This is a genomic window from Ralstonia sp. 22086, assembly GCF_052045975.1.
GTDB lineage: Bacteria > Pseudomonadota > Gammaproteobacteria > Burkholderiales > Burkholderiaceae > Ralstonia > Ralstonia wenshanensis.
Genome location: NZ_JBQEPZ010000006.1, coordinates 129,701 through 153,548 on the forward strand (window position 1 = coordinate 129,701; position 23,848 = coordinate 153,548).

The 23,848-nt window shown below is 65.4% G+C and carries 24 protein-coding genes; 5 read left to right on the top strand and 19 right to left on the bottom strand.

Going from position 1 to position 23,848, the window contains the following annotated elements; all coding sequences use genetic code 11:
* Nucleotides 1–81: 81 nt before the first annotated feature.
* Nucleotides 82–1,749: an energy-dependent translational throttle protein EttA gene (gene ettA, locus ACTJK6_RS23455; RefSeq protein ID WP_232041139.1), complete on the top strand. Its 1,668-nt coding sequence runs from the start codon at nt 82–84 to the stop codon at nt 1,747–1,749.
* Nucleotides 1,750–1,866: 117 nt separating this feature from the next.
* Here ettA and ACTJK6_RS23460 read toward each other — a convergent pair whose 3' ends face one another.
* From ACTJK6_RS23460 to ACTJK6_RS23480, 5 genes are all read right to left on the bottom strand, one after another.
* Nucleotides 1,867–2,091: a CDGSH iron-sulfur domain-containing protein gene (locus tag ACTJK6_RS23460; RefSeq protein WP_232041138.1), complete on the bottom strand. Its 225-nt coding sequence runs from the start codon at nt 2,089–2,091 to the stop codon at nt 1,867–1,869.
* 10 nt (nt 2,092–2,101) lie between these two features.
* Nucleotides 2,102–2,590 (bottom strand): aminoacyl-tRNA deacylase, encoded by a 489-nt coding sequence (locus ACTJK6_RS23465; RefSeq protein ID WP_232041137.1) that lies wholly within the window; start codon nt 2,588–2,590, stop codon nt 2,102–2,104.
* A 170-nt stretch (nt 2,591–2,760) separates the two neighbouring features.
* Nucleotides 2,761–3,069 (bottom strand): hypothetical protein, encoded by a 309-nt coding sequence (locus ACTJK6_RS23470; protein WP_414561142.1) that lies wholly within the window; start codon nt 3,067–3,069, stop codon nt 2,761–2,763.
* A 191-nt stretch (nt 3,070–3,260) separates the two neighbouring features.
* Nucleotides 3,261–5,849 carry a glucans biosynthesis glucosyltransferase MdoH gene (mdoH, locus tag ACTJK6_RS23475; RefSeq protein WP_440840281.1) on the bottom strand — a complete coding sequence of 863 codons (2,589 nt, stop codon included), beginning with the start codon at nt 5,847–5,849 and terminating at the stop codon, nt 3,261–3,263.
* On the bottom strand, nt 5,822–7,408 hold the full coding sequence (locus ACTJK6_RS23480) for a glucan biosynthesis protein G (RefSeq protein ID WP_313903717.1): 1,587 nt from the start codon (nt 7,406–7,408) through the stop codon (nt 5,822–5,824). Before ACTJK6_RS23480 ends, mdoH begins: the two co-directional genes overlap by 28 nt.
* 310 nt (nt 7,409–7,718) lie before the next feature.
* On the opposite strand from ACTJK6_RS23480, the gene ACTJK6_RS23485 reads away from it, so the two are divergent.
* Nucleotides 7,719–8,459 (top strand): hypothetical protein, encoded by a 741-nt coding sequence (locus tag ACTJK6_RS23485; protein WP_440840282.1) that lies wholly within the window; start codon nt 7,719–7,721, stop codon nt 8,457–8,459.
* Between the two features lie 121 nt (nt 8,460–8,580).
* The gene (locus tag ACTJK6_RS23490; protein WP_175537192.1) at nt 8,581–8,751 is read left to right on the top strand and encodes a hypothetical protein; all 171 of its coding nucleotides are present in this window, start codon (nt 8,581–8,583) and stop codon (nt 8,749–8,751) included.
* Nucleotides 8,752–8,773: 22 nt separating this feature from the next.
* On the opposite strand, the gene ACTJK6_RS23495 is transcribed toward ACTJK6_RS23490, so the two are convergent.
* The 6 genes from ACTJK6_RS23495 to hemA all read right to left on the bottom strand — a co-directional run bounded on the left by ACTJK6_RS23495 (nt 8,774) and on the right by hemA (nt 13,847).
* Nucleotides 8,774–9,397, bottom strand: coding sequence for a UbiX family flavin prenyltransferase (locus ACTJK6_RS23495; RefSeq protein WP_313903715.1), 624 nt, complete (start codon nt 9,395–9,397; stop codon nt 8,774–8,776).
* A gap of 19 nt (nt 9,398–9,416) precedes the next feature.
* Nucleotides 9,417–9,728, bottom strand: a complete 312-nt coding sequence (grxD, locus tag ACTJK6_RS23500) for a Grx4 family monothiol glutaredoxin (protein ID WP_024977796.1) — start codon at nt 9,726–9,728, stop codon at nt 9,417–9,419.
* A 68-nt stretch (nt 9,729–9,796) separates the two neighbouring features.
* A complete protein-coding gene (prmC, locus tag ACTJK6_RS23505; RefSeq protein WP_440840283.1) occupies nt 9,797–10,699 on the bottom strand; it encodes a peptide chain release factor N(5)-glutamine methyltransferase in 903 nt (300 codons plus the stop codon).
* Nucleotides 10,700–10,797: 98 nt separating this feature from the next.
* Nucleotides 10,798–11,166: a hypothetical protein gene (locus tag ACTJK6_RS23510; protein ID WP_232041132.1), complete on the bottom strand. Its 369-nt coding sequence runs from the start codon at nt 11,164–11,166 to the stop codon at nt 10,798–10,800.
* Between the two features lie 181 nt (nt 11,167–11,347).
* A complete protein-coding gene (prfA, locus tag ACTJK6_RS23515; RefSeq protein ID WP_260804122.1) occupies nt 11,348–12,430 on the bottom strand; it encodes a peptide chain release factor 1 in 1,083 nt (360 codons plus the stop codon).
* A gap of 109 nt (nt 12,431–12,539) precedes the next feature.
* Nucleotides 12,540–13,847: a glutamyl-tRNA reductase gene (hemA, locus tag ACTJK6_RS23520; protein WP_116576406.1), complete on the bottom strand. Its 1,308-nt coding sequence runs from the start codon at nt 13,845–13,847 to the stop codon at nt 12,540–12,542.
* A gap of 223 nt (nt 13,848–14,070) precedes the next feature.
* On the opposite strand from hemA, the gene ACTJK6_RS23525 reads away from it, so the two are divergent.
* On the top strand, nt 14,071–14,313 hold the full coding sequence (locus ACTJK6_RS23525) for a GlsB/YeaQ/YmgE family stress response membrane protein (protein ID WP_440840284.1): 243 nt from the start codon (nt 14,071–14,073) through the stop codon (nt 14,311–14,313).
* A 32-nt stretch (nt 14,314–14,345) separates the two neighbouring features.
* Here ACTJK6_RS23525 and ACTJK6_RS23530 read toward each other — a convergent pair whose 3' ends face one another.
* The 5 genes from ACTJK6_RS23530 to ACTJK6_RS23550 form a co-directional block, all read right to left on the bottom strand.
* Complete coding sequence (locus ACTJK6_RS23530; RefSeq protein WP_260804124.1) at nt 14,346–16,304, bottom strand: hybrid sensor histidine kinase/response regulator; 1,959 nt, start codon at nt 16,302–16,304, stop codon at nt 14,346–14,348.
* Between the two features lie 25 nt (nt 16,305–16,329).
* Nucleotides 16,330–16,797 carry a response regulator gene (locus ACTJK6_RS23535; RefSeq protein WP_009241984.1) on the bottom strand — a complete coding sequence of 156 codons (468 nt, stop codon included), beginning with the start codon at nt 16,795–16,797 and terminating at the stop codon, nt 16,330–16,332.
* A 26-nt stretch (nt 16,798–16,823) separates the two neighbouring features.
* A complete protein-coding gene (locus tag ACTJK6_RS23540; RefSeq protein WP_440840285.1) occupies nt 16,824–19,112 on the bottom strand; it encodes an ATP-binding protein in 2,289 nt (762 codons plus the stop codon).
* 346 nt (nt 19,113–19,458) lie between these two features.
* Entirely contained in the window at nt 19,459–20,553 is a 1,095-nt protein-coding gene (ychF, locus tag ACTJK6_RS23545) for a redox-regulated ATPase YchF (protein ID WP_252694972.1), read from the bottom strand.
* Nucleotides 20,554–20,671: 118 nt separating this feature from the next.
* Complete coding sequence (locus ACTJK6_RS23550; protein ID WP_433865418.1) at nt 20,672–21,565, bottom strand: DMT family transporter; 894 nt, start codon at nt 21,563–21,565, stop codon at nt 20,672–20,674.
* Nucleotides 21,566–21,922: 357 nt separating this feature from the next.
* Here ACTJK6_RS23550 and ACTJK6_RS23555 point away from each other — a divergent pair, with 357 nt between their 5' ends.
* Complete coding sequence (locus ACTJK6_RS23555) at nt 21,923–22,300, top strand: flagellar protein FliT (RefSeq protein WP_092975627.1); 378 nt, start codon at nt 21,923–21,925, stop codon at nt 22,298–22,300.
* 31 nt (nt 22,301–22,331) lie between these two features.
* On the opposite strand, the gene ACTJK6_RS23560 is transcribed toward ACTJK6_RS23555, so the two are convergent.
* From ACTJK6_RS23560 to ACTJK6_RS23570, 3 genes are read right to left on the bottom strand one after another with little or no spacing between them, the layout of a single operon-like run.
* The gene (locus ACTJK6_RS23560) at nt 22,332–22,805 is read right to left on the bottom strand and encodes a lytic transglycosylase domain-containing protein (RefSeq protein WP_232041124.1); all 474 of its coding nucleotides are present in this window, start codon (nt 22,803–22,805) and stop codon (nt 22,332–22,334) included.
* Nucleotides 22,806–22,826: 21 nt separating this feature from the next.
* Nucleotides 22,827–23,165, bottom strand: coding sequence for a hypothetical protein (locus ACTJK6_RS23565; protein WP_260804127.1), 339 nt, complete (start codon nt 23,163–23,165; stop codon nt 22,827–22,829).
* Between the two features lie 10 nt (nt 23,166–23,175).
* Nucleotides 23,176–23,565 carry a hypothetical protein gene (locus ACTJK6_RS23570; protein WP_232041122.1) on the bottom strand — a complete coding sequence of 130 codons (390 nt, stop codon included), beginning with the start codon at nt 23,563–23,565 and terminating at the stop codon, nt 23,176–23,178.
* Nucleotides 23,566–23,848 lie beyond the last annotated feature (283 nt).

The following is a 23,848-nucleotide window of genomic DNA, read 5'->3' on the forward strand; positions in this document are numbered from 1 at the left end:
TTGAGCCCTGGGTTTGCCACGCCCCGGCTTTGTTAAACTCGCCGGGTTCCCCATTTCTGCGTTTCCCCCCGCAATTCCGCCATGTCACAGTACGTTTTCACCATGAACCGCGTGGGCAAGATCGTTCCGCCCAAGCGCCAGATTCTCAAGGACATCTCACTGTCGTTTTTCCCGGGCGCCAAGATTGGCGTGCTGGGCCTGAACGGCTCCGGCAAGTCGACCGTGCTGAAGATCATGGCCGGCCTGGACAAGGACATCGAGGGCGAAGCCACGCCGATGCCCAACCTGAACATCGGTTACCTGCCGCAGGAGCCGCAGCTCGATCCCGCCAAGACTGTGCGTGAAGAAGTGGAGAGCGGCCTGGGCGAAGTGATGGATGCGCAAAAGCAGCTCGAAGCCATCTACGCCGCGTACGCCGAGGAAGGCGCTGACTTCGACAAGCTGGCCGAAGAACAGGCGCGTCTGGAAGCCATCATCGCCGCCGGCTCCGGTGACAACGTCGAACTGCAGCTGGAAATTGCCGCCGATGCACTGCGCCTGCCGCCGTGGGACGCCAAGATCGAGCACCTCTCGGGCGGTGAAAAGCGTCGTGTCGCGCTGTGCAAGCTGCTGCTCTCGCGCCCCGACATGCTGCTGCTCGACGAGCCGACCAACCACCTGGATGCGGAATCGGTGGACTGGCTCGAGCAGTTCCTCACGCGCTTCCCGGGCACCGTGGTGGCCGTGACGCACGATCGCTACTTCCTCGATAACGCCGCCGAGTGGATTCTCGAACTCGACCGTGGACACGGCATCCCCTGGAAGGGCAATTACAGCTCGTGGCTTGATCAGAAAGAGACGCGCCTGAAGCAGGAAGAGTCCAGCGAATCTGCGCGCCAAAAGGCGCTGAAGAAAGAACTGGAATGGGTGCGCCAGAACCCGAAGGGCCGCCAGGCCAAATCGAAGGCGCGTCTGGCTCGCTTTGACGAGTTGAACAGCCAGGAATACCAGAAGCGCAACGAAACGCAGGAAATCTTCATCCCGGCCGGCGAGCGTCTGGGCAATGAAGTGATCGAGTTCACCAACGTCAGCAAGAGCTATGGCGATCGCCTGCTGATCGACAACCTGAGCTTTACGATTCCGCCGGGCGCGATCGTCGGCATCATTGGCCCGAACGGCGCCGGTAAGTCGACGCTGTTCCGCATGATCACGGGCAAGGAGCAGCCGGATTCGGGCACCATCAAGATCGGCCCGACCGTCAAGCTGGCTTACGTTGACCAGAGCCGCGATGCGCTTTCCGCAGACAAGACAGTCTTCGAAGAAATCTCGAATGGCTCGGACATCCTCACGGTGGGCCGGTATGAGACGCCATCGCGCGCCTACATCGGCCGCTTCAACTTCAAGGGTGGCGATCAGCAGAAGCACGTCGGCACGCTGTCGGGTGGCGAGCGTGGGCGCCTGCATCTGGCCAAGACGCTCATCTCGGGCGGCAACGTGCTGCTGCTGGATGAACCGTCGAACGACCTCGACGTGGAAACGCTGCGTGCGCTCGAAGATGCGCTGCTCGAGTTCGCGGGCTGCGTGATGGTGATCTCCCACGACCGCTGGTTCCTCGACCGCATCGCCACGCACATCATTGCCTTCGAAGGCGATTCGCACGTCGAATTCTTCCCGGGCAACTACCAGGAATACGAAGCCGACAAGAAGAAGCGTCTGGGCGAAGAAGGCGCCAAGCCCAAGCGCATCCGCTACAAGCCCGTTACGCGCTAGGACGGCTCGCCGGCCTACTGTGCGACCCGATCTCGGTGCTCCGATGCTCGCCGTACTGATGTACGGCTGCGCTTCTCAGACCGATTTCGGGCCGCTCGCTACGGCCCTCGAACCATCCTATGGCGCTTCTTCAGCCGCAGGCGCGTCGAGGTTGCTGTCAAACTCGACGCGCTTGTGCGAGCCGTCACAGAACGGCTTGTTCAACGAGTGCCCGCAGCGGCACAGCCACGCCTGGCCTTCCTCCACCGGTAATTCGCGTCCGCCCTGGGTGACGATCCGGAAGCTTCCCTTGATGTGATACGGCCCGTCGTTGCGGACCGTGATGACGACATCGTCGGCCATGTTGGCCTCCTCAGAAGAGGATGCCCTGCATGCGATACGCGAAGTGACCGGGCTTGGCGTCGCGCATCAAAGCCATGAATTGATCCATGTCCATATGCACGACGTTTTCGTGGTCGCCAGCTTCGAAGTAGACGTCGCCGTGGGTCATCAGGCTGCTGTCGATGTAGGTTGGCATGCCGTAGGCCATGCCCACGGGCGGAACGGCCCCTGCATCACAGTCCCGGAAGACTTCGCGCAACTCCGATTCATCGGCCAGCGTGAGGTCCATGCGGCCCGATTCCTTTTGCAACTCGGACAGATGCAGGTGATACGTCGACGGCAACACGGCCGCGACATAGCCAAGCTTGTCTTCTAGCAGGAGCGTCTTGGCCAAACGGTCGCCGGGGACATGTGCAGCTTGCGCGGTTTCGGTGCTCGTGTGGGTATGCGGATGGCGAATCACCTCGTACAGGCAGCCCTTGCTGCGCAGGCAGCCGTCGAGGGTGCTGGAGATCGACATGGCGTCCTCCCGTGTGCTGTGCGGCCGGCGGCGGGATTGCTGTGGCCGCTACGTCAGCATAGGTCGGTTTGCGGATTGCGCAGGCATTCGAGCGTACAAAAGCAACGGGCCACTCAATGTGAGCGGCCCGTGTGGCGATGTAGCTTTCTGTTCGCGCCAGGCGTCAGGGGTTAGCGGTCCCAGCCGCGGTGCCAGCCGTTATCGTGGCGCCATTCGCGCTCGCGCCACTCGTGACGGCGCCATTCGCGTTCACGCCAGTCGTCGCGGTCGCGATAGTAGCCGCCATAGACCACCGGGGCAGGGGCATAGACCGGCGCCGGGCGATACACCACGGGCGGGGGCGCATAGACAGGGGCCGGGGCCACGTACACCGGCGCAGGGACGCCGATCGACACGCCAACGTCCACATGCGCCAGCGCCGCCGTCGAGGCGCACAGCGCGGCGCCACCCAGAACGAATGCGAGCAGTGTGCGTTTCATGATGCTTCTCCTTACGGTTGCGAGGCCGGGGCCGATGTGCCGTCGACTTCGTGTATCAAGTTCGTGATGCCATTCTATGAACCACCGGGCGCTTCAGGTGATACGCAAATCCTACGGATGTAACGGGAAGTAAAACGCCCCACCGGCAAGACGCTGGTGGGGCGCGGGGTTTCCACGCGGGCACGCCTCGTTCAGCCTTGTGCAGCCTCCCAGGCCACTCGCTGTTCCGGTGACGACCACACCGCCAGGTGCAGCGCCGACAGCGCGAACGGATCTGACAGCAATACCAGCTTTTGCTTGCCTGTGAGCTTGTCCGGACCCACCTCCAGTGCGTGGCGCACGTGTGCCTCCCGCACGGCAATCAGCCGCCGGTCGTGCGGAAAGCGGGCCGTGCCGATCGCGCACATCAGCGCATTGGTGACGGGGTCGACCACGGCTTGGCGGAAGTCAGGCATCGGCGGCGCATTGCGCAGGTGCTTGCGTGTGGCGCGGAGCTCGCGCGGCGGGCGCACTTCCTCGGGGATCATGAACAGGCGCAGCCGTCGCATGCGGCGGCCCAGGCTCACACGGCTGGAGAATACCGACAGCGGAATCGACACGATCAGCGCGCCCACCACTGGAGAAAGCCACCACAGGAAGCTCGGGTTCAGCCAATAGACGATGGCGGCCCAGACGATGCCGATCACGGTGTGCAGGCCGTGGCGGCGTACAGCGTCGCCCCAATGCGTCTGCGCGTCTTCGCGCGGCGGTGACTTCCAGTGCACCTTCCAGCCGAGGAAGGCGGCCGTCACGAAGCGTGTGTGGAACAACATGCGCACCGGCGCGGCCAGCACCGAGAACGCCGCCTCGATCGCCATCGACAATGCCAGGTGGATCGCCCCGCCAAAGCGCTTCGGCCCCTGTGCCCACAGCACAAGCACGCTGAGGATCTTCGGCAGGAACAGCACGGTGGCCGTGGCGGAAAACAGCGCGGCGGCCTTCTCCGGATGCCACTCCGGCCAGATCGGGAAGAGCTGGCGCGGCTGCGTAAAGTATTCCGGCGCGATCAGCGTGTGCTTGGCCAGCAGGGCAGTCGACAGGATCAGGAACAGGAACCACAGCGGCGCAGACAGATACGCCATCACCCCGGTGATGAACACCGCGCGGTGCACACGGTGGAAGCCTGGTGCGCCGAACAGGCGGAAGTTCATCAGATTGCCGTGGCACCAGCGGCGGTCGCGGCCCAGCTCGTCGAGCAGGTTGGGCGGCATTTCTTCGTAGCTGCCGTCCAGGTCGTAGGCGATCCACACGGCCCAGCCGGCACGGCGCATCAGCGCGGCTTCGACAAAGTCGTGCGACATGATCTCTCCGGAAAGCGAGCCCTTGCCCGGAATCGGCGCCAGCGCGCAGTGCTTGATGAACGGGTCCAGCCGGATGATGGCGTTGTGGCCCCAGTAGTGCGATTCGCCGAGCTGCCAGTAGTGCAGGCCAGCGGTGAACAGCGGCCCGTACACACGCGTGGCGAACTGCTGGATACGCGCATACAGCGTGTCGCGGCCGGCGGCGCGCGGCGCGGTCTGGATGATGCCCGCGCTGGGCGCACCTTCCATCAACTGCACGAGGCGCGTCAGGCAGTCGCCGCTCATCACGCTGTCGGCGTCAAGCACGATCATGTAGCGGTATTTGCCGCCCCAGCGCCGGCAGAAATCGTCGATGTTGCCGCTCTTGCGCTTCACGCGGTGGCGGCGCCAGCGGTAGAAGATGCGACCGAAACCATCGAGCGCGCGGCAGATATGCAGCCATGCATCGGCTTCTGCGGTGCGGATGTCCGGATCGCCGGAGTCCGACAGCACGAAGAAGTCGAAGTGCTCCAGATGTCCCGTGCGCTGCAATGATTCGTACGTCGCGCGCAGCCCTGCAAACACGCGCTGCACATCTTCATTGCAGATCGGCATGACGATGGCCGTGCGCGCATCGTCCGGAATCGTGGCGTCCGGCGTGGCCCGGCGCGAGATGACGAAGCGGTCGCCGTGGAAGGCCAGCAGCAGGAAGCCCGTGATGGCCGTCCAGAATCCCGCCGACACCCAACAGAACAGCACCGCAAACAGCACGATGATGATGGCTTCGAGCCAGTCGGCGCCGTGGTACGGCAGCACCGTGCTCATCGCCCAGGTGGCAGCGATGGTCTGCGCGATCATCAGCGCCAGCAGCGTCAGGCGGCGGCGCGAGCCGACGAAGCGCCAGATGCCTTTCGGGTCCGGCGAGTCGGGTGCCTCGTACGGCACCGGCTTCTTGCCGCCATGCATCCAGCGGTCGATGGCCTGGCGGGTGCGCCAGATCGGCCCGAGCACCCATGGCCAAGGCACCATCGAGCGACGCGCGGGCGTGGGCCCGGTATCCAGGTGGATGCGGCCTTGGCTGTCGCGCTCAAGCGGCGGCGCCGGCTCGGCAGAGGGCTCCGTCGATGCGGCATCGGCGCGCGTGGCGCCATAGGCCGCATCCAGACGCGAGCCTACGGAGGCGTAGGCCGGTGCATCGGCGTCGAGCGAGGTCGTCTGGGCCGGGTCGAGCCTCGCCAGCGCACGATGCAGCTTGGCGAGCGCCGCTGCATCGTCGTCGGCGGCTGTGATGCCCGCGTTGCGCAGGAGCGCAGCACGCGCATCGGCCGCCAGCGGCAGCGCCCCAAGGTAATGGTCGGCCACAGACTGCGCTGTGGCAGGGGGGGTGGAGGGGGCGGTGCCAGCGGCACCGTCAGTCTGGGCTGTCGTCACATTCAGCCCGGAGGTAACAGGTAGCTCCACGTCTCAGAAAGTCCGGTGCCGCCGCTGCGCAGGTAGCCGCGCATTTCGACGGGTTTATCGTCGTCGACCCGCTTCAGGCGCACAGTCACGCGCCATCCGCCGGTCGCGGTGTTGGGTTGGCCGAAGATCGATTCGATCTTGCCGTTGGCATCTGCCGAGAATACGGGCTCGACCGGCGCATTGGGCGGAAGCTTCGCCAGCGCGGGGCCTTCAAAGTCGACCACGAAAGCGATCGTATCGTCGGGCTTGCGCTCGTCGGGGCGCTTGGTTGTCCAGCCGTGCGAACGGCGCGTCTGCGTCACCCACGCCAGCGCTGGCTTCTTGTCGGCGTCCTTCTGCCACAGCAGGCGGTATTCGAGATTGAACGGCTGATGCGGCTTGGGCGGGTTTTCGGGTACCCAGTAAGCGACCACGTTGTCGTTCGTCTCGTCTGGCGTCGGAATCTGCACCAGCTCCACGCGGCCCGCGCCCCATTTGCCGACGGGCTCGACCCACGCGCTCGGGCGCAGTTCATAGCGGTCGCCGATTTCCTGGTAGCTGGAGAACGCGCGGTCACGCTGCATCAGGCCGAAGCCGCCGGGGTTGGTCGTCCCGAACGAGCTGACCAGCAGGCGCTTGGGGTTCGTCAGCGGACGCCAGATCCATTCGCCTGTGCCGGAAAGCACCGACAGGCCGTCGGAGTCATGCACTTCGGGGCGGAAATCCAGCGCCGGTGCCGGCTGGTTCTCGCCAAAGAAGAACATGCTGGTGAGCGGCGCGATGGCCAGCTTGCTCACGTTCTCGCGCATGTACAGCTGCGCCTTGACGTCGACCGCCGTGTCGCTGCCCGGCTTGATGACAAAGCGGTAGGCACCCGTGGCGCGGCGCGAGTTGAGCAGCGCGTAGATCGTCAGCTCTTTCGCGTTGGCGGCAGGCCGTTCGATCCAGAAATCGGTGAAGCGGGGGAATTCCTCGCCCGAATTGAGCGCGGTGTCGATGGCCAGCCCACGCGCGGACAGGCCGTAGACCTGCCCCTTGCCGATACCGCGGAAGTACGACGCGCCCAGGAACACGATGACCTCGTCCTTGTATTTGGGCGTGTTCATCGGATAGTGCACGCGGAAGCCGGCAAAGCCGAGCTTCTGCAACTGCTTCGGGTCGAGCTTGACCGGACCGTAATCGAACAGGCGCGGATCGAAGCGGATTTCGCGCACGCCGGCGGGCGACACCTCGTTGATCTTCACGGGCTGGTCGTAGTAGGACCCCTCGTGGAAGAAACCGAGTTCGAATGGCAGCTTGTCGCGACGCCAGTAAGCCTGATCGGACTTGAAGCGGATTTCGCGGTACTGGTCGTAGCGCAGCTCGCGGAGTTCGCGGGGCAGGGTGTCGGCGGGCGCCTGGTAGGGCTTGGAGGCCAGTTGCTTGGCGCGTACGGCCACATCGTTGAAACCGAAGGCCAACGCAGCATGCGCCGAAGCCAGCGCCAGCAGGCCCACGGCCAACCGCGCATAGCCGGTTACCGAACGGGTGCGTGCCGCGCGAGCGGCCCCCGGCGTGCGGGAGGAAACAGCGGAGGGAATGTTCAAAATGAGATCGCGTCTATGCGGCGGGCCGAGGAACGTGACGCTTCGGTCCTGCCGGTCATTCGTCTGTGCCGCCAAGATTTTACCCGCCGTACCTTTGCGAGATCAAAACCGGCAACATTTTGATAATGTTTCTGACCGCATCGGGCCGAGATCCGCGTCAAATGGCGTGTAATCAGGCGGTCTGTGGCGGGTCAACCGTTCGGTTGAGGGGAACGCACACCGCCGCCCGGCAGTCAGAATCGCTTCGCCGCGTGCTGAGATTCCCGCGTGGCACACTCTCGGCTCTTTCCTCCATGGAGTTCGCATGACCTGCTGGACGCGACGCGCCACGGCAACTGCCGCGCTTGCCCTTTCGACCTCGTTGCTCGCGCCCGTGGCGTTTGCAGCACCCGCAGCCAAGGCGGCTCCCAAGTCTGCGGCGCCAGCCAAGGCTGTGCGCGATCCCGGCGACGTGGCGGTGCTGCTCGATGCCTTCCCGCTGGGCAAGCCGCTGCGCAAGCTGCCTTCGTGCGAAGACGTACGCGCGAATGGTGGCAAGGATGTCGCCGAATACTGCTCCGATGCGCTTGAATCGCATGGCCGAACGCGCTCGCTGGGCGTGCCGCAGGCATTGCGCCCCGAGTTGATGGATGGGCCGCAGGCCGTGCTCCTGATTGACCAGGATGGCAACATCGCCGGCATGTTCGTGCCGACGCGCGGCGTCGATACCGAGCAGCGCGTCTTCCAGGCGCTGTCCGATCGTTACGGTAAGCCTGCGCAGGAAGGCAAGGCGCCGCTCAAGCTCAAGTCTGGCAAGACGGTCGATTCGCTTCGTGCGCGCTGGGCAGGCCATCAGACCATCATCACGATGTACGCGATTCCCGAAGAGCCGCAGAACGGCACGGTGGAATTCCTTTGGGCACCGCGCGCCGGGGCGGTCATGGATCAGATGCGTGCGGAAGTCGATCCGAATGCACCCAAGCCGGCTCCTGCGTCCGGTGTGGCGGCCTCGGCACCTGCAGCGATGGCCAAGCCCTCTGCAGGCAAACCGGCGCCTAAGCAGTGAACTTACGAACACACGTTCGTAGTTTTCGGTTACACCGCTTACACCCGCATGACGCCGGCGTCGCTCGCGTCGGCTTATAACGTCCACGTGGCTCCACTAGCGGGGCCGAAGGACGCTAATCATGAAAATCGTGGCTCTGGCCTTGTTGGCCGCGACGCTTGGGGGTTGCGCGGTGTATCCGGCACCGGTGGCCGTGGCACCTGCGCCGGTCTATGTTGCACCGGCTTATCCGGCCTATTACGGCGGCTATTGGGGTGGTCCTTCGGTGTACTTCAATTACCACCACCGCTGATCGGCCGTTGGCTGATCAGCGTCTAGTCTGCTGAACGCAGGCCCGGCCAGCCGGGCGCCAACGTCTGCGGCAAGCCAAGCAGGTCCAGCACGCGCCCGACCGTGTGGTCGACGAGGTCGTCGATCGTCTTGGGGCGCTGGTAGAAGCCCGGCACGGGCGGAAACACGATTCCGCCCATCTCTGTGACGGCCGTCATGTTGCGCAGGTGCGCCAGATTCAACGGCGTTTCGCGCACCATCAGGATGAGGCGACGACGCTCCTTGAGCGTGACGTCGGCCGCGCGCGCAATGAGATTGTCCGACAGGCCGTGCGCCACGGCCGCCAACGTCTTCATCGAGCAGGGCGCCACCACCATCGCTTCCGCCGCAAACGAGCCGCTGGCAATGGTTGCGCCGATATCGCGCACGTTATGCACGACGTGCGCCAGCGCTTCCACTTCTTCGCGTGCCATGTGCAGCTCGTGCTGCACGTTCATCAGCCCTGCGGGCGACATCAGCAGGTGCGATTCCACCCCCGCCGATTCGCGCAGGCCCTGCAGAATCTGCAGCAGCCGCACGCCGTAGATTGCCCCGGACGCCCCCGTGATGGCCACGATGATGCGGCGCACAGGTGGCGTCTGGACTGTGGCGTTCACGGGCAAGGTCACGCTGAAACGAGAACGCAGCTCAAGCAGCCAGCAGCGGCTGCAGCTCGCCGCTCTGGTACATCTCCATCATGATGTCCGAGCCGCCGATGAATTCACCCTTGACGTAGAGCTGCGGAATGGTCGGCCAATTGGCGTAGTCCTTGATGCCCTGGCGGATTTCGTCGTCTTCCAGCACGTTGACGGTGTGCGGCCGATCCACGCCGCAGGCCTTCAGGATCTGGATGGCGCGGCCCGAAAAGCCGCACATCGGAAATTGCGCCGTGCCCTTCATGAAGAGGACGACGGGGTGGCCTTTGACGATCTGGTCGATTTTTTCGTGCGTGGTGCTCATGGGGAGACTCGATTGGGTGAGGGGCGGCAGCCGGGTTTTTGGGCTGACATCCACATTGGAAAACCTGACTATTTTAGCGAGGAACGCGCACCGGCGTTTTGATCCAGCCACTGCCCGCCGCTGCAGCGGTCATGGCCGGCCAGGTCTTGCGAAGTGAATACGTTGGCGAAGCCGGCGCCGTGCAGCAGCGCGCGCACGGGTTCACCCTGATCGTAGCCGTGTTCGAGCAGTAGCCAGCCGCCCGAGGCAAGCCGCGCAGGCGCCCCTGCGACGATGCTGCGCAGGTGTCGCAGGCCGTCATCGTGGTCGGTGAGGGCGTTGGCGGGTTCGAAGCGCAGATCGCCCTGATCGAGATGCGCGTCGGTGGCCGCTATGTAAGGTGGGTTGCTGGCGATGAGATCGAAGGCGGGGGGCGCATCGGCATTGGCCAGCGCGCCATACCAGTCGCCCACCGCAGCCCGGAAATTGGTTGCGCCCAGCGCCTTGGCGTTGTCGATCGCCACGGCCAGCGCATCGGCGGAGGCATCGGTGGCCCACACGCGCGCGTCGCGTCGCGCCAGGGCAATTGTGATGGCAATGATGCCGCTGCCCGTGCCCATGTCGAGCACGGCCGGTGCATCGCGTTCTTCCAGGCGGTCCAGCGCCTGCTCGACCAGCAATTCCGTATCGGGACGGGGAATGAGCACGGCCGGCGTGACCTTGAACGTGCGGTCGAAGAATTCACGTTCACCCAGCAGATAGGCCATCGGCTCGCCGGCCAGGCGGCGTGTGGCGAGTTGGCTGATTCGCGCGCGCGCGGCGACGTCGATAGCGCTGGTGTCTTGCGTGATGAGTTGCACGCGCGACAGGCCCGTCACGTGCGAGACCAGCATGCGCGCTTCCAACGCAGGCAAGCCGGCGCGTGCCAGCGCCGTCAGCGCATCGGACACGCAAGCCAGGGTTTCGGGCGAAATGACGGGAACAGACGACACGGCAACAGACCAGCAGCGAAGATCGGGGCGCACAAAATAACACGGGCCCGGCCAATGTGGCGCGGGCCCGCGAGCGGGTCGGTGCGGTTAAGCAGCGCTTATTGCTTGGTCGCGTCCTTGACCTTGTCGGCCGCTTCCTTCGTGGCGTCTGCGGTCTTGTCTGCTGCAGCCTTGGCCGCGTCGGCCGTCTTGTCGGCCGCAATCTTGGCGGCATCCTTGGCCTGCGCCAGTGCGCCCGACGCGGAGACTTGCGCATCCGAAGCGGCCTGCGAGAGTTCCACCTTGGCGGCGTCTGCAGCCTTGGTCACGGCGGTGCCGGCGTTGTCGAGCGCCTGTTTGGCGGCGTCTTTCGATTGCTCCATCGCGCTCTTGGCGGCCTGGTCGGTGGCGTCGTCTTTCTTGCCGCAGGCGGCCAGGCCCAGTGCGAGGGAGGTAGCGACAGTGATGGCCAGCAGTTGGGTACGCATTGCGATTCTCCTAATCGTGATGTTGCCGCGCTTGTTGGTGAGTGCGCGCCGGATGCGACCGGCGATGCACTCGGCGTGATCGAGATCGATTATAGGAACGCAAGACCGGCGCGCCATCGCGCAAACCTGTATCAAACGCAAGCGGATGTTACGGAGGGCGCGCTTTTTAACGATTGAGCGCTCAGGCCTCTTCCCCGAGCGCCGCAAGCTGCTCCGCTTGGTGCTCAGCCGCCAACGCACCGACCAGTTCATCGAGGTCGCCGTCCATGATCGCGTCGATCTTGTACAGCGTCAGGTTGATGCGATGATCGGTCACGCGGCCCTGCGGGAAGTTGTACGTGCGGATGCGGTCGGAGCGGTCGCCCGAGCCGATCAGGCTCTTGCGGGCGCTGGCTTCCTTGGCTTGCGCTTCGCGCTCCTGGCGATCCTTCAGGCGCGCAGCCAGCACTTGCATGGCACGGTCCTTGTTGCGGTGCTGGCTGCGGTCGTCCTGGCACTCCACCACCAAGCCGGTCGGCAGGTGGGTAATGCGCACGGCCGAATCCGTCTTGTTGATGTGCTGGCCGCCCGCACCGGACGCGCGGAACGTATCGATGCGCAGGTCGGCCGGATTGATCTGGATGTCGGCCAGCGCATCGGCCTCGGGCATGATCGCCACGGTGCAGGCCGACGTATGGATGCGCCCCTGCGCCTCGGTGGCCGGCACGCGCTGCACGCGGTGGCCGCCCGATTCGAATTTCAGGCGCGAGTACGCACCTTCGCCCACCAGCCGCGCAATCACTTCCTTGTAGCCGCCCAGGTCCGACGGCGATTCGCTGACGATCTCCACCTGCCAGCGCTGCCGTTCGGCGTAACGCGTGTACATGCGCAGCAGGTCGCCGGCAAAGAGCGCGGATTCATCGCCGCCCGCGCCAGCGCGGATTTCCACGAAGATGTTGCGATGGTCGTTCGGGTCTTTTGGCAGCAGCAGGCGTTGCAGCTCGCCTTCGAGGGATTCCATCCGCTCACGCGCCGCGCGGAGTTCGTCCTCGGCAAACGCCTTCATGTCCGGATCGGTCGCCAGCTCCTGCGCAGTGGCGATGTCTTCCTCCGCCTGCTTCCACGCGGCAAATTGCGCGACCACGGGCTCCAGCTCGGCATGTTCGCGCGTGAGCTTGCGGTATTGGTCGAGATTGGCGGTGGCGTCTTCACGCGCAAGCAGCGCGTTGATTTCGACGATGCGCTCGGCCAGTTGGTCGAGCTTGGACAGCATGCTGGGCTTCATTCGGGCAGTCGCGGAGGGAAACGCTGGAAGCGAAGGCGGCGCATGATACCGCGCCAGAAGTTGCGCGCCGAGAGTGAAACCATGCGGCGCGCGGGCGATGCGCTGGCCGCTAGCGCTCGGAGTGGCTGGACTGACGGAACAGCGCCGGCAGCAGGTCGATGAGCTGTTCGCGGCCTTCGCCCTGCGCGTGGTTGAGCGCATGCGTGGGGCCGTGGAGGAATTTCTTGGTCAGCGCCTGAGACAGCGCTTCAAGCACAAGCGCCGGGTCATCGCCGCGCGCGAGCATGCGCTGGGCGCGTTCCAGCTCACCCTGGCGCAGCGTTTCGGCCTGCGCGTGCAGATCCCGGATGACGGGCACCACGCTGCGCGCATCGAGCCAGTGCATGAAGTTCAGCACGCGCGTTTCGATGATGGCCTCGGCCTGCGCCACGGCGGCCTGCCGCAGCGCGTTGCCCTCGCGCACGATGGCGCCCAGGTCATCCACGGTGTAGAGGAACACGTCGGACAGGCGTGCGACCTCAGGTTCGATGTCGCGCGGCACGGCCAGGTCGACCATGAACATCGGGCGGTGGCGGCGCTGCTTGATGGCGCGCTCCACGGCGCCCAGACCGATGATGGGCAGGGTGCTGGCCGTGCATGAAACAACGATGTCGAACTCGGCAAGCTTGGTTGGCAGTTCGGCCAGGCGCACGGCGCGCGCGTTCAGGCCCTGGTTCGACAGCGATTCGGCGAGCTTCTCGCCGCGTTCCAGCGTGCGGTTGGCGATCACCACCTCACGCGGCGTCTGCGCGGCGAAGTGCGTAGCGCAGAGCTCGATCATCTCGCCGGCGCCAATAAACAGGACGCGCTGATCCGCGATCGACTCGAAGATGCGCTGCGCCAGGCGCACGGCGGCGGCGGCCATCGACACGGAATGCGCGCCGATCTCTGTCGTGCCGCGCACTTCCTTGGCCACCGCAAAGGTGCGCTGGAATAGCTGATTCAGGTACGTGCCCAGGGCGCCCGCTTCGGTGGCGGTGCGCACGGCGTCTTTCATCTGGCCGAGGATCTGCGTCTCACCCAGCACCATCGAATCGAGCCCGCTGGCCACGCGGAACGCATGGCGTACCGCCAGCGATTGCCCGAGCGAATACACATGGGGCGCAAGTTCGCCGGGGTCGATGTTGTGGTGCTGTGCCAGCCAGCGAATCGCATGCTCGTGCGCGGTCTGCTCGGGCAGGTTGCCGTCGGTCGCGCAGTAGATTTCGGTGCGATTGCAGGTGGAGAGGATGGCGGCTTCGGCCGTGCTTCTGAGGTGCGGCAGGTGCTGGCGCAGCGTGCCCAGCGCGGGCTTGAGCTGCTCGAGCGGAAACGCCACCTTCTCGCGCAGGGAAAGCGGCGCAGTGTGGTGGTTGATTCCAAGCGTCAGCAACTGCATGTGGGGCGGCCGGTTAAATGGGGACGGCACGAATTTTGAGCACTTTGGATTATAACGCCCGGCCCCCGGATGAGCAGGACCCAGGTCAAATCTCGTGGCATGTGTGGACGAATGTCGATTATTCGTCACGCGCCGCGTGGTGGGGCCACCGTGGCCTTCTGCAGCGTCCTGCGCTAAGGTACGCGTCCAGTTGAATCGCTCAAGGGCAAGACGGAGAACAGGCATGGGGTGGATCGGGCCGCTATGGATCGGGCTGGCGGTGGGCGTGGCGGCACGTTGGCTGCATCCCGCAGGCAAACGCCTGGGGTGGGCGGCTGCGCTGGTGACGGGTGCGCTTGGCGCGTTGTTTGGTTACTACAGCGGCCAGTTCGCCCACCTCTATGCCGACGGGCAGATCATGGCCTGGACGGCCGCCGTAGTGGGCGCCATGCTGCTGCCCGCGGCGTGGGGCCTATTGCGCCGCTAGGTGGCAAGTGGACTGCGGCGTTCTGGCGCGGTTCAGCCCGCCCCCACGCCGGCAGTGCGCGCATCGCGCGCGGCCAGGTAGCCGGCCATCAACGTTTCCAGGCGCTTGAAGTCCACCGGTTTGGTCAGGTGATCCGTAAAGCCCGCGTCGCGGCACCGGGCGATGTCTTCTTCCATGCCGTAGCCCGTAATTGCAATCGATGGTGCGGCTTGCCGCTCGGCAAAAACGCGCACCACATCCAGGCCGCTGCCGTCCGGCAGGCCAATATCGCTGATCAGCAGATCAAACGTGCCAGATTCAGCAGCCTGCATGGCCGTGCGCGCGCCGTTGGCCACGGCGACGCTGTGGCCGAGGATCTCCAGCATCTGCGACATGGCTTCGGCCGTATCGGCGTTGTCTTCCACCAGCAGCACATGCAAGCCGCGCGTCGGCTGGGCGCGTGGCATGGGCGGCGAGGGCGGTGTCTCGGGCTGCACCCTCTCGGTCGCGAGGGGCAGCGTAAGCGTGAACGTAGCGCCCTCGTGGCGGCCGGCGCTCTCGGCAATCAATGAGCCCTCGTGCTTCTGCACCAGCGCGTAGGCAATCGCCAGGCCCAGGCCCAGCCCGCCAAAGCGTTGGGTGATCGATGCATCGGCCTGTTCGAACGCCGAGAAGATACGCGGCAGTGCGTCGAGCTCGATGCCGATGCCATTGTCCTTCACGGCCACGGCCACGGTGGAGGGCGATGGGTTCCAGACGCGCACCTCAATGGCGCCGCCTTCGGGTGTGAACTTGACGGCGTTGCGCACCAGGTTCCAGATCACCTGCTGGATGCGCGCACCGTCGGCATACAGCCGGCTGCGGCCCGCCTCGAAGCGCGTCTTGAGCGACAGTCGCTTGGCCTGCATGTCGTTGCGCGACATCTCCAGCGTGCTCTCCAGCAGCGGATACAGATCGACCAGCGCAAAGCTCACCGCCAGCTTGCCGCGTGCAATGCCGGTGATGTCGAGCAGGTCGTCGATCAGGCGCGCTTCCAGCTCGGCATTGCGGCGCACGACTTCGAGCTGCGCGACCACATACGCCGGCAGATCCTGGCGCAGTTCCAGCAGATGCACGGCGGTCAGGATGGGCGTGAGCGGCGTGCGCAACTCGTGCGACAGCACGGCCAGGAAGTGGTCCTTGGCGTGGTTGGCCGTCTCGGCTTCTTCCTTTGCACGGCGCAGGGCGTCGGCAGCGATGCGCTCTTCGGTGGAGTCGCGGATGATCTTGGAGAAGCCGACCAGTTGCCCCGTCTCGTTGTGGATGGCGGTGACCACGCTTGATGCGTAGAACGGCGTGCCGTCCTTGCGCAGCATCCAGCGGTCGTCGGTGAGGCTGCCTTCGCGGCGCACGCGTTCGAGCTTGCGCTGGAATTCCCCCGCCTCGCGCGCGGCCTGCGGATACAGAATCTCGGCTGACTTGCCCAGGATGTCTTCGCGCGCATACCCGAGAATGCCGCGCGATGCCGCATTCCAGGTGCGCACGATGCCCTGGGGGTCGAGCGAGAGCACGGCGTGCTCCTTGAGCGCGTTGATCAGCAGGCGGAAATGCGTTTCCGCTTCCCGCAGGGCGGCTTCTGCGGCGATGCGCTGGCGGCGTTCGGCCGCTTCGGCCAGCGCCCGCAGCAGCACCACGGGCAGGCGCTGCAGGCGCTGCTTGATGACGTAATCGGTGGCGCCGCGCTTGAGCATGTCCACCGCGTGCTCCTCGCCGAGCGCACCCGATACGAAGATGAACGGCGTTTGCGGCGCCATGCGGCGCGCAATATCGAGCGCCTCCGCCCCCGTGAACTGCGGCAGCATGTAGTCGGCCAGGATGGCGTCGAAGGTCCGTTCGCTGAGCTGGGCGATGAAGTCGGTCTCGTTGTCGACCAGCGTGGTGTCGGCCTGCAGGTTGGCGGTTTCCAGCCGCGCGCGCGTCAGTTCTGCGTCGAGCGGATTGTCTTCGACCAGCAGCAGTTGCAGATTGGGCATGGCGGCGAATGCTCCGGATTGGCGGCTAGCTCGCCGGCAGCAACGTGCGGCGTGCCCGGGTGGAGCCGGGAGGCGGTTCGTTGAGCACCGCCCAGAATACGCCGAGGTCGGCAATCGCATCGACAAACGCGCGGAACTCCACCGGTTTCACCACATAGGCATTGACGCCCAGTTCGTAGCTGCGCAGGAGGTCGGTTTCTTCGCGCGACGAGGTGAGCATGACCACCGGCAGGCTCTTGAGCACGGGCGTGGCGCGAATCTCGGCCAGCACTTCCAGACCGTCGACCTTTGGCAGCTTCAAGTCGAGCAGCACCACGGCCGGGTTGCCGGGCACGCGTTGCGCGTACAGGTTGCGCGCGTGCAGGTAATCCAGCGCTTCGGCGCCGTCGCGGGTGACGACCACATCGTTGGCAAGCTGGCTGCGCTCCAGCGCCAGCAGGGTCAGCTCGAGGTCGTTTGGGTTGTCTTCGACGAGCAGGATGGGTTTGAGCATGGTGACAATGAACGTGGAAAGAACGATCAGGCATCGCGAGTCATGGGTGTGCGGAGGCCCGCCTCCGATGCCGCCTGCGGGTCGGGCGCGCGCGGCAGCGCGAAGTAGAACGTCGCGCCGCGGTCGAGTTCGCCCTCGGCCCAGGTGCGGCCGCCATGGCGGTCGATGATGCGCCGCACATTGGCCAGACCAATGCCGGTGCCCTCGAACTCGTCCATGCGATGCAGCCGCTGGAACACACCGAACAGCTTGGCCACGTATTCCATCGAGAAGCCCACGCCGTTGTCGGCAATGCGCACGATGGTTTCGGCGTCGGTCTGTTCGGCGTCGATATGGATGCGTGCCGGATCACGGTCACGCGTGTATTTGATGGCGTTGGAGAGCAGGTTGCGCATCGCCAGTTGCAGGAATGCCGGGTCGGCGCGCACCACGGGCAATGCGGCGATGTTCCATTCGATATGGCGGCGCCCCTGATCGATCGTCAGGTCGCGCACCACGCCGCGCACGAGTTGTGCGAGGTCGACATCGGTCAGGTGAAGTGCGCCGCGTCCCATTTGCGAGAAGGTGAGCAGGTCGTCGACCAGCTTGCCCGCAAAGCGCGACGACTCCGAGATCGTCTGCAGAAAATGCCGTCCACGCGCCGAGACATGCTGGCCTTCCATCTCGTCGAGCAGTTCGGCATAACCGGCGATATGGCGCAGCGGCGCGCGCAAGTCATGTGAAACGGAATACGAAAACGCTTCGAGTTCGTGATTGGCGCGGCGCAGTTCGCTCGTCAGTTCCGCGGCCTCTTCAGCGCGGCGCAGCACGATGTTCAGGACGGCGTAGCGGAACTCCGCGGCGGTTTCCACTTCGCTCGTACGCCAGGGGCGCGAGGTGTGGGCGATGTGTTCTTGCCAATGGCGCGTGTGGCCAAGCATGTGCGCGGTATCGCTGTCGGTGGCCATGTCTGGCACGTCGCCTGCCCAGCGTACGGTGTGCGGGGTTTCAGGGCGAAACCACAGCACATAGTGACGATGCAGTTGGGACACCTGCACGGCCAGCACGCCGCCGGCCTGGGGTAGCAGCGCGGCGCCGTCCGGATAGGTGGCGGCCAGGCGGTCGGTGTGGAAGACCTCGCCGGGGTGCTCGTCGGCCAGCCATTCGGTCAGGCGCAGGATGCCATCTTCGTCAGGCGCGGCACCGATGCGCACGCACTCTCCCTGGCGCACGATGGCGGCGCCGCTGGCCGAGGCAAAGCGCAGCAGGTCGGCGGGATGTTCGATCAGGCCATCCTGGAAATGGTCACGATCGGCCATTGCCGCCAGCAGACGCACCAGGATGCGCCGCAGTTCCAGCCGGTGGGCGATCTCGGCGCGGTCTTCCTTCGCTTCGACCTGCAGCGACAGAATCTGCGCCAGGTGTTCGCATGCCGTGCGCACTTCAAACGACAGCGAACAGGGCGTCGCATGGTGGCAGGCGATCAGGCCCCAGAGATTGCCTCGCACCGTAAGCGCTAGCGTGAGCGAGGCCTTGGCGCCCATGCGGCGCATGTTTTCGCGCTGCGCTTCGGACGCGGCGCGCAGGGCCGCGTACGTCAGATCAGTCGTGCGCCCCGTGGATGGATGCAGAGGCGGCACCAGACCCACCGGCGTATCGTCCACGTCTGCCACCAGGCGCAAGGGGTTGTGGCTATACAGGCTATGCAGTTCGGGCGTCATGCCTGCGCCGGACAGGTGCGTGCCGACCAGCGTCTCATAGGCCGCGTCGCGCGCCTCTGCGAGTGCCAGCAAGGAACCATCGCGGTCAATGCGGTAGATCGTGACGCGGCCAAAGCCGGTCAGGCGGCGGACTTCGCGCGCGGCCAAGTCCGTCAGCGCATCGACTGTGCTGGCCGCTTGCAGGCTGGCGACGAACGTGCGCACCAGGGGATACATCGATGCAAACGCGCCGTCGGCCGCACGCGCGGCAGGTTCCAGCTCCAGGATCAGCGTGCGCTTGTGCCGGTGCGTCACCGCGTCGAGCGCGTGGCCGTGTGGCGTCTGCAGCGTGCCGATATACAGCGGATGGCCGTCGATGCTGTGTGTGCCCAGGGCGCGCTCCAGCACTTCGCGGCCGGCGGTGCCGATCACACGGTCGACGGGTGCGTGCAGGGCAGTGGCCAGTGGCGTACCCAGGGCCGCCTCCAGGTTTTCGCTCACCTGATCGATGCGTAAATCCGGTTCGGACAGGCACAACAACACTCCGCGCGACTGGATGGCGGCGTTGCTGCCAATACCGATGGCGTCGTCGATGTCGTCCACTACGGACAAGGGCGGAGGCGATTGCGAACTCATGGCGTCGGGCGAGTGCGCCGCCCCGATGGCGATGGCCTTGGCTGAATGCCTGGCAGGGCGGCGGGCTGCCCCGGGCGGAAGCGGCCTGCCGGGGGTTCAGCGTATTTGCCAGGTTCCTACGCAAGCGACGTGCCCAACACGCGAAAACGGCATGGCGATGCGCCCCGTCGAGCACCGAAGCTGCGTTATCGGCCCTTCATGCATGTAAAAAAGTGATCCAGGATCGCCACAACGTTACAAGGCTGGCCGGTACGCGGGATACCCTGTTGCCCAGGCTTGCATTTTCGCGTCGCCCATGAAAAAGCCCCGCAGCGATTGCGGGGCTTTTTCGTTGCGCTTGTGCTGGTCAGACGTTGAACAGGAAGTGCAGCACATCGCCGTCCTTGACGATGTATTCCTTGCCTTCGGCGCGCATCTTGCCGGCTTCCTTGGCACCCTGTTCGCCCTTGAACTGGATGAAATCGTCGTACGAAATCGTCTGAGCGCGGATGAAGCCGCGTTCGAAGTCGGTGTGGATGGCCGCAGCAGCGCGCGGGGCCGTGTCGCCGATGTGGATCGTCCAGGCGCGCACTTCCTTCACACCGGCGGTGAAGTACGTTTGCAAGCCGAGCAGCTTGAAGGCCGCGCGGATCACGCGGTTCAGGCCTGGCTCCTCCATGCCGATGTCGGCGAGGAATTCGGCCTTGTCGGCGTCATCCAGATCGGCGATTTCGGCTTCGATGGCGGCGCACACGGCCACTACTGGCGAATTCGTCTGCGCGGCGTAGTTGCGCACGGCGTCCAGGTGCGGGTTGTTCTCGAAGCCGTCTTCGCGCACGTTGGCCACGTACATGGTCGGCTTGGCGGTAATCAGGCACAGCGGCTTGATGGTTGCCCACTCGTCGTCGGTCAGGTTCAGGCCACGCACCGGCTTCGCTTCATCCAGCACCTTCTGGGCTTTCTCCAGCACGGCGACCAGCTTGGCGGCTTCCTTGTCGTTGCCCGACTTGGCGGCCTTGGTGTAGCGCTGCAGCGCCTTTTCGACCGTACCCAGGTCAGCGAGGGCGAGTTCGGTGTTGATGACTTCAATGTCGGCGATCGGGTCGACCTTGCCGGCGACGTGGATCACGTTTTCATCTTCGAAACAGCGCACCACGTGCGTGATGGCATCCGTCTCGCGGATATTGGCCAAGAACTGGTTGCCCAGGCCTTCACCCTTGGAGGCGCCCGCCACCAGGCCCGCAATGTCGACGAACTCGACCACCGCCGGCAGCACGCGCTCGGGCTTGACGATGTCGGCCAGCGCTTGCAGGCGGGCGTCCGGCACTTCCACCACGCCTACGTTGGGCTCGATCGTGCAGAACGGGTAGTTCTCGGCAGCGATGCCGGCTTTGGTCAGGGCATTGAACAGGGTCGACTTGCCGACGTTCGGCAGACCGACGATGCCGCATTGGAGGCTCATGGTGAAAAAGGCTCTAAATCAAGGGGTTGCGTGACGCGGGGGAGGCGGCAGCACAGTGGAATCCGGGCTGTGCGCGTCGTTCACGGAAAGGCGTGATTGTAACCGCTCCGGCTCGGGTCTAGCCCCGGGATGCGGCTTCGGCGGGCTTGCGTTGCGTGCGGCTGGCCAGCACCAGCGCAATGCCGCCGAGGATGGCGGCGGATGCGGCAGCCAGGCGCGGGGTCAGCGGCTCAGCCAGGAACAGCACGGCGCCGAACGCCGCAATGGGCGGCACCGACAGTTGCACCGCCGCTGCACGGATCGCCGACAGCCCTTTGAGCGCGGCGTACCAGATCACATAGCCGATGCCGGAAGTGAGGGCTCCGGAGGCGAGCGCGAGCAGGATACCGGCCGGGCTGGCGTGTGCGCGGTCATACAGCAACATGCTCAGCGCGAGAGCCATGGGCGCGGCGCGCAGGAAGTTGCCGGCAGTGGCAGCCAGCGGATTGTCGAGCCCGCGACCGCGCAGCGAATACACGCCCCAGGCGATGCCCGCCACCGTCATCAACGCGGCACCCAGTGGCGTCGGGGCTGTCACGCCGGGCGATACGAGATAGACGAGCCCACCCGCCGCCAGCGCAAAACCCGCCCAACCCAGGGCCTCAAACCGTTCGCCGGCACGCAGGCCGGCCGCCAGCATGGTGAGCTGCACCGCGCCAAACAGAATCAGCGCGCCGGTGCCTGCGCTCAGCGTCAGATACGCAAACGAGAAGAAGACGACATAGACGAAGAGCATCGTCGCGGCGGCCCAATCAACACGGGCTAGCGGTGCCCGCCCCGCGCCTGCCCGCGCAAGGACGGCCAGCACGACGGCGCCCGACACGAGCCGGATGCTGGAAAAGCTCGCCGCATCGATGGCCGCGTGTTGAAGCGCCAGCCGGCACAGCAGCGAGTTCGACGCGAACGCCACCATGGTGATGCTGGTGAGCAGCACTGTGCGCAGGCCGGGGTGCCCGACATTCGTCTGGTCCATGTGAGTTCTCATGTGGTGGGCAATCGGCCTCCGCGCGATGGCCCGCCAGTGGCGCGATGTCCTCATTCTAGAGTGCGGCTTTGGGCAAACAAGGCGCTTCCCTGCCGCATGGACGAGGGGGGGGAGGCGTTACGGGCCCCGTTACGCGTTACGTTCCAGAAACGTAACAACTTCGCTTGAAGCGGCCGTTTTTCGGGCCTGTGACGACTGCCACCAGATGCCCTCCGTATCCTGCGGGGCCAAGCCGGCAAAGGCTTGAGTGCCATTTCTGCGCGAGTTGGAAACGGCTGCGCGCCGGCCGGGCATGCCTATTGCACTGGCTTCCCGCAAACAACACGTTTGATTCTGGAGCACAGCATGTCCTGGACCGTCGCCACCGCCGCCCGCCCGATCCATACGGTTTCCGACAGCGCCGGCCTGTTCGCCTGCTACGAGGCCATCGCGAGCCTGTCCGAAGACATGGTGGACGCTGCCGAACGCGGCGACTGGGACGAAGTGAGCTTGCTCGAGCGCGAATGCGCGGCCCACATGGAGCGCCTGGGCCACGGCCTGCGCCCGGCCTTGTCGCACGAAGAAGTGCAACGCAAGCGTGACCTGATGATGCGCATCCTGGCTAACGACGCCCGCGTGCGTGCGCTGGTCTGCCCGCGCCAGGATGAGTTGATGCGGCTGGTCAGCGGCGAGCGCCGCGCCATTGGCGCACGTCAGGCGTACGCCGCCGTCTCGTACTACTGAGCCGCAGAGCGGTTCCGGGGCCGGACCCGAATCAGCGGTCGGCCCGCAATTCTCCCCACGACATCAGCACCCGCTGGATGCTGCGCGCATAGGCGTCGCGGTGGACAGGCGTTTCCGAGTGGTACGCGCCGATGGCCCGCCACGTGTTTCCATGGCGAACCATTTTTTGCTTGAGCAGCCACGCCGCCACGAACACGTTGACGCAGGCGTCGGTCAGCGCGCGGCGCGGCACGCCGTAGCGGGCCAGCGTACTGAAGTGGATCGAGTTGATCTGCGCCTGGCCGATGTCGACCGAGCCGTCGGCATTTCGGTGGATGGCGCCCGCATCGCCCTTCGATTCAAACCACACGATCGCGCGCAGCACCGTCGGGTTGACGCCCTGATAGGTGCCGGCCTGCTCGAAGCAATCGCCCGAAGCGGCGTGCGCAGCAACGCTGGAGGCGGCCAGCACAAGCGCCGCAACAACGCGGCTGCAGCTCAAACGAAGAGGGCGGGCGAGGGGCATGGCGGCTCCGGCGGTTTCTGATTACTTCTGCAGGGCCACTTCAAGCTGCCGCTCGATACCGGCCAGATACGTATGCGATGCGTCGGAGACCACCATGCGCGGCACCGGCTCGGTAGCCTTGCGCCACTGGGTGGTCACGACCTTGCGTTTGCCGCCGCGCGTATGGACGGCGGGCGCGGCTTCGATATCGGCCCCGCCGCCCGGTGGCAGCATCGCCAGCGAGGGCAAGGGCGGATAGACGCGGTCGGGCGCCGCGGCTGTCGTCGGCATCAGTGCGTCGGGTGGCGCGGCAAAGGCCGATACGGTCGGGATCGCCAGCAGGCCAACGGTGAGCGGTAAGAACAGATGGGTCATACGCATGACGGTCCTCTTAATCCTGCGTGCGGATCGTCACGCTGTAGGGCTGGCTGGCGCTGACGGTCAGGTTTTCCAGGCGGACGTAGCCGGCGCGCTGCGCGGGCACGCCGTTCCATAGCGCCTGGTTCAGGTAGCGGAAATCCTGCGCTAGCGCGGCCACCTGGATCGTCGCGGGGCGTTTTTGCGCAGCGGCCAGTGCCCCTGCCTTGGTCAGCACGGCGGTCAGTTGCGGGTCGTGCGCGCCGAGTGCATCAGGCGGGATGGCGAAGGTCATGACTTCGCCGGCGGGCGCGGTGCGGGCCACCGGCGCAGGCGTCTGGGCGGGCATTTGCGCACAGCCGGCCAGTGCCAGCAGGGCGGCCAGCGTCAGCGAGAGGGTGGAGCGTTCGGAGAAAGTCCACATGGCGATGAGGAATGTGTGGATCGGACCCGCACTGTATCGGCGGGTCGCGCGGGTCAAAACGTCGAATTACCCGGCTTTTATCGTCCATCCCGACGGATGGCTTGAGTCGCTGAATTTGGGTGGAAACGGCATCACATCGCGGGTTTGCGGCCAGGCGAATTGCCTCGCACATATGCGGCGCAATCGGCATATTGGCGCCGCATATGTGCGCTGCGCGCTGCAATGGGTTTGGGTGGCGCCCGCGTCTCGCCGCAGGGCGGGTAGGCGTAAACACCGAGCAGCG

Excerpts from the sequence above, each read along its gene's own strand:
- ettA (WP_232041139.1), top strand. The coding sequence starts at position 82 with ATGTCACAGTACGTTTTCACCATGAACCGCGTGGGCAAGATCGTTCCG.
- ACTJK6_RS23460 (WP_232041138.1), bottom strand. The coding sequence starts at position 2,091 with ATGGCCGACGATGTCGTCATCACGGTCCGCAACGACGGGCCGTATCAC.
- ACTJK6_RS23465 (WP_232041137.1), bottom strand. The coding sequence starts at position 2,590 with ATGTCGATCTCCAGCACCCTCGACGGCTGCCTGCGCAGCAAGGGCTGC.
- ACTJK6_RS23470 (WP_414561142.1), bottom strand. The coding sequence starts at position 3,069 with ATGAAACGCACACTGCTCGCATTCGTTCTGGGTGGCGCCGCGCTGTGC.
- ACTJK6_RS23485 (WP_440840282.1), top strand. The coding sequence starts at position 7,719 with ATGACCTGCTGGACGCGACGCGCCACGGCAACTGCCGCGCTTGCCCTT.
- ACTJK6_RS23490 (WP_175537192.1), top strand. The coding sequence starts at position 8,581 with ATGAAAATCGTGGCTCTGGCCTTGTTGGCCGCGACGCTTGGGGGTTGC.
- grxD (WP_024977796.1), bottom strand. The coding sequence starts at position 9,728 with ATGAGCACCACGCACGAAAAAATCGACCAGATCGTCAAAGGCCACCCC.
- ACTJK6_RS23510 (WP_232041132.1), bottom strand. The coding sequence starts at position 11,166 with ATGCGTACCCAACTGCTGGCCATCACTGTCGCTACCTCCCTCGCACTG.
- prfA (WP_260804122.1), bottom strand. The coding sequence starts at position 12,430 with ATGAAGCCCAGCATGCTGTCCAAGCTCGACCAACTGGCCGAGCGCATC.
- hemA (WP_116576406.1), bottom strand. The coding sequence starts at position 13,847 with ATGCAGTTGCTGACGCTTGGAATCAACCACCACACTGCGCCGCTTTCC.
- ACTJK6_RS23525 (WP_440840284.1), top strand. The coding sequence starts at position 14,071 with ATGGGGTGGATCGGGCCGCTATGGATCGGGCTGGCGGTGGGCGTGGCG.
- ACTJK6_RS23530 (WP_260804124.1), bottom strand. The coding sequence starts at position 16,304 with ATGCCCAATCTGCAACTGCTGCTGGTCGAAGACAATCCGCTCGACGCA.
- ACTJK6_RS23535 (WP_009241984.1), bottom strand. The coding sequence starts at position 16,797 with ATGCTCAAACCCATCCTGCTCGTCGAAGACAACCCAAACGACCTCGAG.
- ACTJK6_RS23540 (WP_440840285.1), bottom strand. The coding sequence starts at position 19,112 with ATGAGTTCGCAATCGCCTCCGCCCTTGTCCGTAGTGGACGACATCGAC.
- ychF (WP_252694972.1), bottom strand. The coding sequence starts at position 20,553 with ATGAGCCTCCAATGCGGCATCGTCGGTCTGCCGAACGTCGGCAAGTCG.
- ACTJK6_RS23550 (WP_433865418.1), bottom strand. The coding sequence starts at position 21,565 with ATGGACCAGACGAATGTCGGGCACCCCGGCCTGCGCACAGTGCTGCTC.
- ACTJK6_RS23555 (WP_092975627.1), top strand. The coding sequence starts at position 21,923 with ATGTCCTGGACCGTCGCCACCGCCGCCCGCCCGATCCATACGGTTTCC.
- ACTJK6_RS23560 (WP_232041124.1), bottom strand. The coding sequence starts at position 22,805 with ATGCCCCTCGCCCGCCCTCTTCGTTTGAGCTGCAGCCGCGTTGTTGCG.
- ACTJK6_RS23565 (WP_260804127.1), bottom strand. The coding sequence starts at position 23,165 with ATGCGTATGACCCATCTGTTCTTACCGCTCACCGTTGGCCTGCTGGCG.
- ACTJK6_RS23570 (WP_232041122.1), bottom strand. The coding sequence starts at position 23,565 with ATGTGGACTTTCTCCGAACGCTCCACCCTCTCGCTGACGCTGGCCGCC.